This window comes from Paenarthrobacter sp. TAF1, assembly GCF_052113825.1.
GTDB lineage: Bacteria > Actinomycetota > Actinomycetes > Actinomycetales > Micrococcaceae > Arthrobacter > Arthrobacter nicotinovorans.
Genome location: NZ_JBFRDO010000006.1, coordinates 145,803 through 159,298, shown reverse-complemented (window position 1 = coordinate 159,298; position 13,496 = coordinate 145,803). Strand labels below are relative to the sequence as shown.

12 protein-coding genes are annotated in these 13,496 nt (G+C 62.2%); 2 read left to right on the top strand and 10 right to left on the bottom strand.

Features of this window, described 5'->3' with window-relative positions:
* The first annotated feature begins 29 nt into the window (after positions 1–29).
* Positions 30–896, top strand: a complete 867-nt coding sequence (locus AB4Y81_RS11270) for an alpha/beta fold hydrolase (protein WP_079581290.1) — start codon at positions 30–32, stop codon at positions 894–896.
* 82 nt (positions 897–978) lie between these two features.
* Entirely contained in the window at positions 979–1,581 is a 603-nt protein-coding gene (locus AB4Y81_RS11265) for a TetR/AcrR family transcriptional regulator (protein ID WP_416428853.1), read from the top strand.
* A gap of 25 nt (positions 1,582–1,606) precedes the next feature.
* Here AB4Y81_RS11265 and AB4Y81_RS11260 read toward each other — a convergent pair whose 3' ends face one another.
* The 10 genes from AB4Y81_RS11260 to AB4Y81_RS11215 all read right to left on the bottom strand — a co-directional run bounded on the left by AB4Y81_RS11260 (position 1,607) and on the right by AB4Y81_RS11215 (position 13,417).
* On the bottom strand, positions 1,607–3,205 hold the full coding sequence (locus AB4Y81_RS11260) for an ATP-binding cassette domain-containing protein (protein ID WP_416428855.1): 1,599 nt from the start codon (positions 3,203–3,205) through the stop codon (positions 1,607–1,609).
* Positions 3,198–4,043 carry an ABC transporter permease gene (locus AB4Y81_RS11255; RefSeq protein WP_026267277.1) on the bottom strand — a complete coding sequence of 282 codons (846 nt, stop codon included), beginning with the start codon at positions 4,041–4,043 and terminating at the stop codon, positions 3,198–3,200. Before AB4Y81_RS11255 ends, AB4Y81_RS11260 begins: the two co-directional genes overlap by 8 nt.
* Positions 4,027–4,968, bottom strand: a complete 942-nt coding sequence (locus tag AB4Y81_RS11250) for an ABC transporter permease (RefSeq protein ID WP_416428857.1) — start codon at positions 4,966–4,968, stop codon at positions 4,027–4,029. Before AB4Y81_RS11250 ends, AB4Y81_RS11255 begins: the two co-directional genes overlap by 17 nt.
* Before the next feature lie 27 nt (positions 4,969–4,995).
* Positions 4,996–6,543 carry an ABC transporter substrate-binding protein gene (locus tag AB4Y81_RS11245; RefSeq protein ID WP_416428859.1) on the bottom strand — a complete coding sequence of 516 codons (1,548 nt, stop codon included), beginning with the start codon at positions 6,541–6,543 and terminating at the stop codon, positions 4,996–4,998.
* Between the two features lie 138 nt (positions 6,544–6,681).
* Complete coding sequence (locus AB4Y81_RS11240) at positions 6,682–7,725, bottom strand: NAD(P)-dependent alcohol dehydrogenase (protein WP_079581295.1); 1,044 nt, start codon at positions 7,723–7,725, stop codon at positions 6,682–6,684.
* A 49-nt stretch (positions 7,726–7,774) separates the two neighbouring features.
* A complete protein-coding gene (locus AB4Y81_RS11235; RefSeq protein WP_416428860.1) occupies positions 7,775–8,755 on the bottom strand; it encodes a D-2-hydroxyacid dehydrogenase in 981 nt (326 codons plus the stop codon).
* A complete protein-coding gene (locus AB4Y81_RS11230; RefSeq protein WP_416428861.1) occupies positions 8,752–9,873 on the bottom strand; it encodes a tartrate dehydrogenase in 1,122 nt (373 codons plus the stop codon). Before AB4Y81_RS11230 ends, AB4Y81_RS11235 begins: the two co-directional genes overlap by 4 nt.
* Positions 9,870–11,420: an aldehyde dehydrogenase family protein gene (locus AB4Y81_RS11225; protein ID WP_193590459.1), complete on the bottom strand. Its 1,551-nt coding sequence runs from the start codon at positions 11,418–11,420 to the stop codon at positions 9,870–9,872. Before AB4Y81_RS11225 ends, AB4Y81_RS11230 begins: the two co-directional genes overlap by 4 nt.
* Before the next feature lie 17 nt (positions 11,421–11,437).
* Positions 11,438–12,715 (bottom strand): NAD(P)/FAD-dependent oxidoreductase, encoded by a 1,278-nt coding sequence (locus AB4Y81_RS11220; RefSeq protein ID WP_018778559.1) that lies wholly within the window; start codon positions 12,713–12,715, stop codon positions 11,438–11,440.
* Positions 12,716–12,742: 27 nt separating this feature from the next.
* Entirely contained in the window at positions 12,743–13,417 is a 675-nt protein-coding gene (locus AB4Y81_RS11215; RefSeq protein WP_441995883.1) for a haloacid dehalogenase type II, read from the bottom strand.
* Between the last annotated feature and the right edge of the window lie 79 nt (positions 13,418–13,496).

Below are 13,496 nucleotides of genomic sequence, written 5' to 3'. Positions count from 1 at the left end.
TAATCCAATAACCCAGGAGAACCATCATCATGGACTACACCGACGCACCCAACGAGCCGGTCATCACCTCATATGCGGAGGCACCGGCCAGAACCATCACCGCCGGCGGCATCAGCTTCGCCTACCGCGAGCTTGGGCCCAGGGGCGGGATCCCCGTCGTCTTCTTCGTGCATCTCGCCGCCACGTTGGACAACTGGGATCCCAGGATCATTGACCCCATTGCCAGGAACCGCCACGTCATCACCTTCGACCAGCCCGGAGTCGGCGCGTCCACAGGACACGTTCCCACCAGCATCGAAGCAATGGCCGACGACGCCTACACCTTCATCAAGGCCCTGGGCTTCACAACCATTGATGTCTTCTCCTTCTCTTTGGGCGGCATGATCGCCCAGGACCTCGTCTCCAAACACCCCAGCCTTGTCCGCAAACTGGTCCTGACCGGAACCGGTCCCCGCGGTGGGAAGAACATCGACAAGGTGGTCCGTACCACCTACTGGGACATCCTGCGCGCGACCGTCACCCGTTCCGACCCCAAGGAATTCCTCTTCTTCAACCGCAACGTCGCCGGCAAGACCGCTGCGAAAGCCTTCATTAAGCGCCTGCAGGAGCGGACCGGGAACCGTGACCAACCAATCACCACCCGCGCGTTCCAAACACAGCTCAAAGCAATCCGGAAGTACGGCCGCTCGGCCCCGTCGGACCTGTCCTTGCTCACCCAGCCCACGCTGATCGCCAACGGCGACAACGATCGAATGGTGCCTTCCAGGCTCTCCGAGGACCTTCACCGCCGCATCAAAGGTTCCCAATTGATCATCTACCCAGACTCCGGCCACGGCGGTATCTTCCAGAACCACGCCACGTTCGCACCCGCCGTCGTCGAATTCCTCACCCCCTGACCAGTACGCCGGCCAAGGCACCTGGCCCGCACTTCGATACACTCATTAGTGAGTCGAGTCATTTTGATTTCGGAGGAGCCCCTTGCCTGTCACATCCAAGCCTCTCGGACGGCGCGAGCGGAACAAGCAGGAGAAGCTGGACCGGATCACCGCCGCAGCCTCTGAACTCTTCGCCCAATATGGGGTGGAGGAGGTCACCACCCAGCAGATCGCCGACAAAGCGGACATCGGCACCGGAACCCTGTTCCTCTACGCCAAAACCAAAGGCGAACTGCTCCTCCTCGTTCAGAACGCCAACTACGCCGCAGCCCTCGAACGCGGCCGGGCCGCAGCGGAAGAAACTCCCGGCGCCCTGGATGCGGTGATGTCCATCGTGAAGCCGATCGTGGAGTGCAACCGAACCCAGGTAGACAACGGACGCTTCTACCTGCGCGAAATGGTATTCGGAGACCCCACAGAGCCGCACCACAGCGCAGCCCTGGCGATCGTTGGGGAAACCGAGGAAGCCATCGCCACCGTATTCACCCGGGAAGGACTGGCTGATGCCCAAGACGCCGCGACGACAGCACGGGTTGTGTCTGCGGTCATGTTCATGACCATGGCAGCAAGTGACAAAACCGGCATTGACATCGAGGCCCTGGTGCAGGACATCAGGACCCAGATTCGGCTGTTGATACCACGCTGAAACGGGCCTGGTCCCCTGCTTCCCGCTAGAGCGCCGCCCGGATCTTCTTCAGGTGCAGCCCCCGGCAAGGGATGGCTGCTGAGACGAGGTCTTGGCTGTGCTGGTGCTGCGGATCGGCGAAGAACTTCTGGGTGTCCGTGAGTTCAACCAGACGGCCTTGGAAGAGGACGGCGACCCGCTGGCACATGTGCCGGACCACGTCCATGTCGTGGGTGATGACCACAAGGGTCATGCCGCGCTCCCGGTGGAGGCGTTTGAGCAGGTCCAGGATGGTTCGCTGGGTCAGCGCATCCAGGGCCGAGGTGGCTTCATCGCAGATGAGCACCTCGGGTTCCAGCAGCAGTGCCCTGGCAATCGTGATGCGCTGCAACTGGCCGCCGGAGCACTGGCTTGGGCGCCTGTCCAGCAGGTCAGGGTCCAGCTCGACCTCCTCCATGGCTTCCCTGAGCAGCTGGCTCCGTTCGGCAGATGTCAGTTGTTTGCGGGGTTGAAGCGGGGCTTCCAGGCTGGCGCGCAGCGTCATCCGGGGATCGAAAGAATCGTGCGGTTCCTGGAACACCAACTGCACGGCGGTGGGGGCACTCGTTCCCCCTGCAAGCGTCCTGTCGATGCTCCCGCTGCTGATCTCTTCCAGCCCAACGATCGCCCGGGCAAGGGTGCTCTTCCCGGACCCGGATTGGCCAAGGACGCCCAGGATCTCCCCCTGCTTCACATCGAGTGAAACGGAGTCCAGCGCCGGGTGGTCAACGCCACCCCCGCCCCAGCGTCGTCCGGAGCCGAAGTTTTTGACCACGTTTTTCAATGTCAGAACGGTCCGCTCGGGTACCCGGGCATCTGAGGTGCTGGTGGGTGACAGGTTGGACGCATCACGGAGGCTGCGTGCATAGGCAGTCCGGGGACTCCCAAGCACAGCTTCGGTGGTGCCGGACTCCACGATCACTCCGGCTTCCATCACCAGCACCCGGTCAGCGAAGGCGGCCACGGAAGCAAAGTTGTGCGTGATATAGAGGATGCCCAGCCCGCGCTGGATCCGTTGCCGGTCGAGCAACTCCAGGATTTGCTGCTCCAGCACCTTGTCCAGTGCGGAGGTCGGCTCGTCAGCGAGAAGGATGTCTGGCTGACCTGCCAGGGCCATGGCTGTCATTGCACGTTGCGCCATCCCGCCGGACAACTGGTGCGGGTACGCCCGCGCGCCCCGGGCCGGATCCTCAAAGCCGACTTCGGCAAGCAATTCGTGCACCTTCGCATCGGCCGCCCTGCCTCGCAAACCACCGTGAAGCTTCAGTGGTTCCTTCAGATGCCTGCGGATGGTTCTGTTCGGGTTGAACATCCTTTTGGGTTGCTGGAAGAGCATCCCCAGCCGACCGCCCCGGATTCGGTTAAGTTCAGTCTCCGGGGCGCGGGCCACGTCCACAGCGCCGAGCCTGATGGAGCCGGAGGCCATCTCCAGTTGCCCGGGCAGTAGCCGCAGAATGGACTTGGCAGTCATGGTTTTGCCGGAGCCCGAACCACCCACCAAGGCGACGAACTCGCCCGGCTTAACCGAGAGACTGACCCCTGACAGCACATTCCGTTCGGTACCGGCGTTGCGAACCGTCAGATCTTCGATCACGAGCTCAGGCATGCTGACCCTCCACCACAAGAACGTCCACGGGATCCGCGGCCCGGCGGGATGCCCGCTGGCCAATAAGGGTGACGCACAGAGCCACCAGGAAGATGGCAAGACCAGGTGCGATGATGCCCCACGGAGCCCTCTCCGCGTACGGCTGGGCCGCAGCAAGCATGGATCCCCAATCAGATTGCGGCGGCTGGACGCCAAGCCCCAGGTAGGACAAGGCACCCACGCTGATCAGCAGCTGCCCGAACCGAAGGGTCGCCTGCCCCAGCATCGGTGCGGCCAGATGCGGCAGGATGTGTCGGAAAATAATGAACGACGGCGGACACCCCACCACACGCGCTGCTTCAATGAAGCCGCGTGAGGACACGTCATAGGCAAGAGTCCGGGCAAGCCGGGCAAAGGGCGTCCATCCAGTGACGGTCAGGGCCACCAACAACGACGTGAAGCCGGTACCCATCGCAGCCACAATGAAGAGCGCTACTACCATCTCCGGCAGGGCCAGCAGGACGTCGTTGGTGCGCGTAAAGAATTCATCCAGCCAACCCTTGCGGCGCGCACTAAGCACACCGATCGCCAAGCCAATGACCCCGGTCAGCACGGTTGCCAGTGCCGCCACCACCAAAGAAAAGCGACCGCCGTCGAGCAAGCGGCTTAGTGTGTCCCGGCCCAAATGGTCCGTTCCCAACCAGTGGTCGCCGCTGGGCGGAGCCAGGCGCGCAGCAAGGTTTTGCGCGTCCGGCGGGAAGGGCACCAGCCATGGGGCGGCCGCTATCGCTGCCACAATCAGGGCGAGGACGACGACGGCGGCGCGGTCGATCACTGAACTCCTACGCAAGGGCACCACTCACCTTAGGGCTGAGAATGCGGTGGACGAAGTCAGCGAGCGTCGTGATCGCTACTGCGAGGGCCACCACAACCACTACGCCTCCCTGAGCCAACGGAATGTCACTGTTGACCACAGCGTCGTACAGGAGACGCCCCATGCCCGGGATGGCAAAAATGACCTCAACAATTACCGACCCTCCCAAAAGTCCGGCGAACCAGACGGCGAAAAGTGTGGACAACGGAACCAGTCCGTTGGGAATCACATGCCGCCAGACTGTTTGCACGCGGCTCAGGCCACGGGCCCTTGCAGCCTGGATGTGTTCGGCGTCAAGGGCGTCGATCATGCCTGCACGGACAGCCGAGGTGAAGAAGCTGATGGGCCGCAATGCCAGCGTTACCGCCGGCAGGACAACGGACGATGCTGTGTTCCATCCTGCGGACGGGAACATTGACAATCTAAGCGCGAATACCAGGACCAAAAGCGGCGCCAACCAGTATTCCGGCATCGCGATGAAGGATTGGGTAACTGTGGTGATGAGCTTGTCGGTCTTGCCGCCCTGCTTCAGCGCCGCAACAAGCCCCAGCGGAAGCGAGACCACCACGGCGGTCCCCAAGGCCACCAGCACGAGGCTGAGCGTGATGCCCAGCGCCGGCATGACCTGATCAACCACGGGCGTGCGGCTGATATGTGAGAGCCCCATGTCTCCGGTGAGGAAGTCTCCCAGCCAGCGCAGATACTGAACGGGAAGAGGGTCCTGGAGCCCAAGGCTTGAACTCAGTGCGTGAACGGTCGAGTCGTCTACGACGTCGCCGGCGACGCGGGACCTGATGATCTTTCGGACAGGATCGCCAGGCGTGACGTAGGGAATAAGGAAAACGGCGAAAGACGACAGCAGGACGGCGGCCACGAGGGTCGCCGTCCGCTTCGCGAGGAACGTGATCATGCGTTTTGGTTCGCTGGTCCCGGATCCTCAGGAGCCGGACTTGGCTGTATCGGCCGTCAGAACGTAGCGCGACAGGGGGTCCTGCACATAGGAAAGCACGTTGCTGCGGACGGCATCCGTCGCTTGTTCGTTGACGAGCCAAAGGTTGACGGCCTGGTCGTCCAGGATCCCCCCGGCCTGGGCATACAGCTTGTAGCGTTCTTCGGTGTTGGCTGTTTGGGCCGCCTTCGCGATGAGCTGGTCGTACCCGTCGTCGCAGAAGTGGCTGAGGTTGTACGTACCCTTGCAGGTGTAATCGGCCGTCAGGAATCCAATGGGGTCCGCGATGTCGATCAGCCTGTTGCGTTGGCTGAGGATCATGTCGTAGTTGCCGGCAAGAACGTCCGGCTCGGCTGCGGCGTATTCCTTGGCCTGGATGCTCACCGGGACACCGATGTTCTTCAGGTTGTCCTGGATGACCGTAGCGACGTCCGCGAACTCTGCCCGCTCCACGATGGCGATGATTTCCAAGGGGCGGTCCGCGGAGTACCCGGCGTCCGCCAGGAGCTTCCTGGCTTCCTCCACGTTCTGCTTGGGTGAACTTGCCTCGGGTGAGGCCCACGGTTCGGAGGACGCGAAGGGACCCGCTGCGGGAAGGGCCGCACCCTCGTAGACGCTGGCGGACAGTGCTTCGAGGTCCAGGGCGGACCGAAGTGCCTTGCGGAACCCGAGGTTATTGAACGGTGCCCGACCGTTGTTCATGTAGAGCGTGGCCGTCCGGGGAGAGTCTGCCTTGAGGACAGAAACCCCGGGCGCGTTCTGCAGGGAGGACAGGGAGGCGGCAGGGATGGAGAGCGAAATATCGGCTTCCCCTGTTTGGACTTGGGCCGCGCGCGTGGCGCCGTTGGTAATGAACCGGACCTCTGCCCCGGCGAGTTTGACCTCGCCGCCCCAATAATCGGGGTTGCGGTCGAGGGTCAGGGACTGCTTGGCCTTCTCCGAAACGGGAGTGAACGGGCCGGTGCAGTGACCGAAGGGATCGACCGTCGCGCCCTGGTATGCAGCGGGTGCGAGGATGCCGGTGTTAACGCTGGCGAGGCGGAACGGGACGAGCGGACTTTCCGCCGGCGTGGTCACCCGGACGGTTCTGGCGTCCATGGCTTGGACGCTGCTCACGGTGCTGGGGCCGAACGCCCTGGCGGGCACTTTCGCTTTGAGTACGGAGTTCAAGGACGCTGCCACTGACTCGGCTGTGAGTTCGGTACCGTCCTGGAATTTGACGCCGTCGCGGATGGTGAAGTCCCACTCAAGGGGTGAGACCTGCTTCCACTCCTTGGCGAGGAACGGCATCACTTTGCCCTGGGCGGCATCATACTTGGTCAACGTTTCCAGGCAGCCGGACAGCGAGAGGATGTAAGCAGCGTCGGATTCCAATGCCCAATTGGCTACAGGGGCACGAAAGTTGTCCACCACGATGCGCTGGTTCGGGTCGGCCACCTTACCCTCAGTGCCGGGCTGGCCTCCGCTCAGGCCGCAACCTGTAAGGGTAAGGAGGGCGGCAAGCCCTGTCACGGAGAATCGGCTGAGTTTGCGCAAAGGAACCGCCTGCTGAGAACGCCCGAACGGGTGGGCTTGAGGAAAATGAAGACTATTTAGGTTAGCCTTACCTCTTTCTACCGCGAAAATGACGCGCCCGTTCCTCCGTAACAATGTGCGCAAGCCCACAGGCTGTTGTCAGAGCGTGCCGGCGTCTATGACGAAACGGTAGCGGACGTCGCTCGCCAGCACCCGCTCGAAGGCTTCGTTGATCTGTCCGGCGCGGATGACTTCCACCTCTGCTCCGAGTCCATTGGCGGCACAGAATTCCAGCATTTCCTGAGTTTGGCGGATGCCGCCCATCTTGGAGCCCGAGAGGTTGCGCCGCATTCCAATGAGGGACCAGGCGCGTTGACTCAATGGCTTCGAAGGCAGGCCTACCAAAACCATGGTGCCGCCGAGGGAAAGCAATGAAAGGTAGGCGTCAACATCGATGTCCGCAGAAACAGTGTTAATGACCAGATCCAGTTGCCCCTCGAGGTACTTGAACGTTTCGGGTTCCGATGTTGCGTAGTACTGCTGGGCGCCGAGCCGGAGCGCGTCCTCCCTCTTCTTCAGCGACTGGCTGAGGACGGTCACCTCGGCTCCCATGGCGGCGGCAATCTTGACGCCGATATGGCCAAGGCCGCCCATGCCGATGATGGCTACCCGTTTCCCCGGCCCTGCCCGCCAGTGACGCAGCGGGGAATACATGGTGATGCCCGCGCACATCAGGGGTGCCGCATCCTGAAGGGAAATGCCGTCGGGAATGTTCAGGACGTATTTCTCGTCCACAACGATGCTGGTGCTGTAGCCACCGGCGGTGGGGAGCCCGTCACGTCCGAACGAGTTGTAGGTGCTGGTGGAGCCTTGCAAGCAGTACTGCTCCTCGCCCGCACGGCAATTGGCGCATTCCCTGCAGGAATCAACAAAGCAACCCACGCCAACCCGGTCTCCCACGAGGTGGCGGGTGACTCTTCGTCCGACCGCTTCCACCACGCCGGCTATCTCGTGACCGACTACCAGTGGGTACCGAACCCCTGACCACTCTCCGCGGGCAGCGTGGATGTCTGAATGGCAGATCCCGGTGTACTTGATGGAAATTCGAACGTCGTAGTCACCAGGATCCCGCCGTTCCACGGTGCCGGGCTCAAGGCCGGATGTTGGGGAAGAAGCTACATAAGCCTGGGCAATGGTGGGCATACCAGCGGCGTCTTTCAGTATCGGGTCAGGTGGAGGGAAGTCGCAGAACTCAGGGATACGGGACGAACCCGAGCTTTTTGTCCACAATGTTCTGCAGTGGCAGGCCACGGCTGAACCGCCAGAGGTTCTCCACGAACAGCTGGCCGAGATCGTCGAGGTAGTCCTCGGTATCGCCACTCATGTGCGGAGTAAGAATGACGTTGTCCATGCTCCACAACGGATGCCCGGCAGGCAGTGGTTCGGGATGAACCACATCCAAGGCCGCCCCGGCAATGGACCCGGAGGTCAGTGCCTGCACCAAGGCATCAGTGCGGACCAGTGCGCCGCGGCCGACATTGATGAGCTGGGCGGTAGGTTTCATGGCCGCGAGCACATCGGCGTCCACCAAGCCCCTGGTGTCTTCCGTCAGCGGTGCGGCCAGCACGAGGTAGTCGAAGCCGGGAACAACCAGGGCAAGGTCTTCCGAGGAATGGATCTCATCGAAAGACGCGTCCCCGGGTCGGCTGCTGCGGCCGGCACCGCTGACACGCAGGCCCACGGCACGGAACAGGGACGCGATCTCACGCCCGATGGATCCGGTCCCAACCACCAGTACGCGCTGGCCCTGAATCTTGCGAGTGACGCGGTGCTGCCAGCGCCCGGCCTGCTGGAGCCTCAGCGAACCCTGCGAGTCCTTTGCGATGTCCAGGACGAATCCCAGCGCGAACTCGGCAATCGCGCGGCTCAGGACCCCACGCGAATTCGTGTAGACAACCCCGCTGTTGATCAGGTCATCGAAGAGGAGCTGGCTGATGCCGGCCGCCGACACATGGACCCACTTCAGCGACGAGGCCGCGGCCCAGTTCTCGCGCAGTGCCGGGGAGAACGAATGCCATTGGTACAGCACGTCCGCGCCTTCAAGCGCCTCGGCCAAACCGTCCGCCTTGGTCAGGCGGAGCTCAGCCAGCTCCTGCACTTCGTCCAGTCGGGGCGGCAGGTCCTCCCGGTACAGCACAGCGACGACCGGCCTTTTGGGTTCGGTGACCGTCATGATGACGACGCCGCTGCTGCCGCCGGCTTTCCGGAAGTCCCCGCATCCAGTGAGTCAGCGGCGTACAAGTCGTCGATGGCGGCCAGGACCGCCGCCGTGAACTCCGACGTCGACGACGGTCCCCCGACATCGCGGGTGCCAAGGCCTTCGCGCAGTACCGACTCGAACGCCAGCTGCAAGTGCCCTGCAGCCTCAGGATGGCCCAGGTGCTCAAGCATCATCGCTCCGGACCAGATCTGACCCACCGGGTTTGCCAGCCCCTTGCCTGCAATATCCGGAGCTGATCCGTGCACGGGTTCAAAAAGCGACGGGTAGTCCCCGTCCGGGTTCAGGTTGGCACTGGGGGCCACGCCAATGGACCCGGTAACGGAGCTGCCGAGGTCAGAGAGGATGTCTCCCAGCAGGTTGGAGGCGACGATGACGTCATAGGTCCACGGCTTCAGGACCAAATGCGCAGCCAGCGCGTCCACCAGTTCGCTGCTGAGCGTCACATCAGGGTAGAGCCGGGTGGTTTCCTCCACCACTTCGTCCCAGAAGGGCATGGTGTGGATGATGCCGTTGCTCTTGGTTGCCGAGGTCAGGTGACCGCTCCGCGARGATGCCAGCGATGCAGCGTAGTGTGCTGCCCGCGATACGCCCAGCCGGGTAAAAATCGTTTCCTGGACCGCCGTCTCGTGCGGCAGTCCGCGGTAGGTGCGGCCACCAACCTCCGAGTACTCCCCTTCGTTGTTTTCACGCACGATGAGCACATCGATCGGCGTCTTGTTGGCCAGGGGCGACTTCACGCCGTCGAGCGTTTTGACCGGACGGAGGTTGATGTACTGCTGGAATTCGCGCCGGATGGGGATCAACAGCCCCCACAGCGATTCGGCGTCCGGGACCTCAGGTGAGCCGACGGCGCCAAGGAAGATGGCGTCGTGCTTCGCGAGCACTTCCAAACCGTCAACGGGCATCATCCGTCCGTGTTCGCCGTAGTAGTCCGATCCCCAGGGCAGGTAGGTGAATTCACAACGGATGGAGTGAAGCTGCGCGATCCGTTCGAGGCATTCGATGGCTGCGGGAACAACTTCCTTACCGATTCCGTCGCCGGCGATGACTGCGATTTTATGGGTAGTCATGATGCATTCCGTTCTGAGGTGGCGGTGAGCTGCTGCCATCGGGTGGCGGATCCGGCCAATTTGATGATGGTGCTTTTTGGTTCGGTCATCTCGCGTACCGCGTGCTTTACGCCTTCACGGCCCACACCGGACTTCTTGAAACCGCCAAAGGGCATGGAGTCAATCCGGACATCGCTGGTCTCGTTGATGACCACAGCCCCCACATGCAGCTTGTCGGCAATGGCCAAGGCCAAGCCGATCGACTCAGTAAACACCCCGGCCTGAAGCCCGTACTCTGAAGCATTGGCGGCGTGGATGGCGTCATTGACCTGGATGAAGGGCGCGATGCTGACTACCGGGCCAAACACTTCCTCCCGGATGACCCTGGCGTCTGCAGGTACATCGCTGAGAACGGTCGGCTGGTAAAAAGCGCCGCGGCGCTGACCGCCCACGTGCACAGTGGCGCCGGCTGCCTTGGCCTCCTCCACCCAGTCCTCCACCCGACGGGCCTCCGCTTCGGTAATCAGCGGTCCGATGTCCGTAGCCCGGTCAAATTTCGCTCCGGTTCGGAGGGCGCTGGTCCCGGCGACCACTTTTTCAAGGACTTCTTCGAACAGGGAGATGTGCACATAGACCCGCTGCACGGACAGGCAGTTCTGACCGGCCACGCCGAAGGCACCGGACACGATTGCCTTGGCAGCGGCCCCCGCGTCAGCGTCTGCGCAGACGATCGTGGCATTGTTGCCGCCGAGCTCAGAAAGGATCTTCTTTGATCCCGCGGCGGCAGCAATACGATCCGCCGTCTTTGGTCCGCCGGTGAAGGAAATGAGGTCCACATGGGGGTCTGTCACGATCGCCTCGGAGACGCCCGGCCCCGAGACGACAGCGGCGAGCCTGCCGGCCGGGACGCCCGCGTCCAGCAACAGCTGGACGAAGGCAAGTCCCGTCAGGGGCGTACGGCCCGAAGGCTTAAGCACGACGCCGTTGCCTCCGATCAGCGCCGGACCCAACTTGTGTGCCACCAGGTTCAGCGGATCATTGAACGGGGTGATGGCCGCGATGATTCCCACGGGTTTCCGGTTGTACCAGCCGATCTTGTTGGCCCCGGCCATGCTGTCTTCAAAGGCGAGTGTCTCTCCGACGAGTTCGCTGGACGCCGCAGCGGACAGACGTAACGTCTCGATGCACCGTCGCACTTCACGCTCAGCTTCGGTGATGGTCTTGCTGCTTTCGGCTGCAATGATCTCCGCGAAACGCCCGTCCTGCTCGGCAAGCAGCGCTGCGGCCCGCTCCAAGGCCTCCCGGCGGTCCCGGAGAGCCCAATCATCTTCCTGGAGGTGACGATGAATGAAGGCAACGGCCCTGCGGACATCCTGCGGGGACGATGAACACACTTCCCCCAGCAAGAGTCCATCTTCGGGATCCCGGACCTCTACGGTCATCCCGGCTGTCTCCCAACGGCCTTCGATGAACGCGCCACCTGGCAGTGCGGCGATGCTTGCCCGCCTGTAGGCGGTCTCCTGAGCCGGTTTTGGGCGCTCTCCAGCGACTTTCGTTGATGAACTCATGGATACCTTTGTCCTGCTTACTTGATCCGGTCGATGACTTTTGCCGCTGCCCCGATGAAGGGCAGGAACCATGGCGGCCCGAAGTGGCCGGGCACTGGCGGGTTCTTCAGGTCTTCCCAGACGTTCGCTTGCTTGTCCCCGGCCATGTAGTGGGCCATCCGCTTGCCCATGTGGGCTGCCATCTGCACGCCGTGGCCGCTGTAGCAGAGCGAGTAGAAGAGACCGTCGTGAACGCCTGCGTGGACCATCTGGTCCATGGAGAGGTCAACCAGGCCGCCCCAGATGTAGTCCACCTCCACGTTCGCCAGGTACGGGAAGAGTTCCGTCATGGCCTTATGCAGAATCCCGGCACTCTTGACATCGGAGTCCGGGCTGGAGAGTGCAAAGCGTGCCCGGCCACCGAACAGCAACCTGTTGTCTGGAGTGATCCGGAAGTAGTAGGTGAGCATCTTGCTGTCGGACGCCTGGCGCCTGTTCGGAAGAATCCGGTTGACCACGTCTTCGGGCAAAGGCTCGGTGACGATGATGAAGCTGCCCACCGGGATGACTCGGCGCTGAAGCCACGGAGTGACATTGCCTGTGTAGCCGCTGGTGGCAACCAGCACCTGCTTGGCCCTGGTGATCCCCCGGGTGGTGTGGACATCGTGGACTGTCCCCGCAACCTTCTTCAGCTCGGTAACACCCGCGTTTTCGCAGATCGATGCTCCGTTGTCAGCGGCCACCTTGGCCAGCCCATGAACGAACTTCCCCACATGCAGGCCCGCACCCAGGGGATCCATCATGGCGCCCTGGTAAAAGTCCGTTCCAATTTCGCTGTGGATTTCCGACTTCGGGATGACGTTCACGTGGTGGTCAACAAGGTTGGCGAGCAGTTCCTGGGACTTCAGGAATCCGTCGTAGTGCGACTTATGGAACGCAAGCGAGAGCTTGCCGAATCGCTGAAAATCACAATCGATGCCGTTGTCGTGTACCAGCTTCTCGATGGTTTCGATGGCGTCGTTGTATTCGCGGAACATCTCTACCGCGCGCGGCGCCCCGTATCGCTTTACGGCCGTACTAAAGCCAATGGCCAAACCAGTGGTTGCCATGCCCCCGTTGCGGCCCGATGCGCCCCAGCCGACAGTGTGGCGTTCGAACACAGCAACACTGGCGCCTTGCTTGGCGAATTCAAGGGCAGCGGACAGTCCGGTAAAGCCGGCGCCGATAATCGCAACATCAACGTTCTCGGGGACCGGAGTGCGGCGGTAGTCGCCGGAGGGCTCTGCAGTATCTAGCCAGTAGGGAACAAGTTTCACGGTTTGGCCTTTCGCCTCGACGTCGGTTCAGAGACCGAGGTATGTGTTGATCTCATCCAGGGACTTGGCCGTGCGGAGGTCGTAGCCATCACCTATGGGGTCGTAGCCGCGGTCCAGCATCCAGAGGTTCCGGAAACCCATGTCGTGCATGGGATGCATGTCGTAACGGGTGTGGGAGGAGATGTGCAGGAAGTCCTCCGGCTTGGCATTCAGGGTGTCCAGCATGYATTCGAAGGCCTGGTAGCGCGGCTTATACGCCTGGGCTTGCTCGGCGGTAAGGACGGAGTGGAAGTTTGCGCCGAGCCTGGGAATGCTGATGTCCAGGAAGCTGTCGTCGGCGTTTGACAGGGCCACGAGCTGGAAGTTGTCGCCCATGAGTTTGAGTGGGGCCGGCACGTCGTCGTGGGCACCCCAGCCGCGGACCGCCTCGGCAAACGCTGCGCCTGCTCCTTCGGTGGGCCCAATGCCCCAACGCTTGCACACGCGATCAAAAGAATCCTGAAGGATCTGCTCATAGGGCTTGAAGTCCCCCAGGACCTCGTCAAACCTGTATCCGCGGAACTGCTTCTTGAACGTTGGCCACTGCTCTTCAGAGATACGTCCGTCGAGCAAGCGCCGGGTAGTGGGATCGATGTCGAAGTTGATCAGCGTGCCGTAGATATCAAAGGAGATGTACTTCGGCCGGAAGTTGCTCTCTGCCATGTCGATTCCGTTTCTTGTCGGGAGATTGAAGCGGGCGGGCCGCTGGTGAAGGTGTCGGGCGAGGCTGGATTCCGCCGCA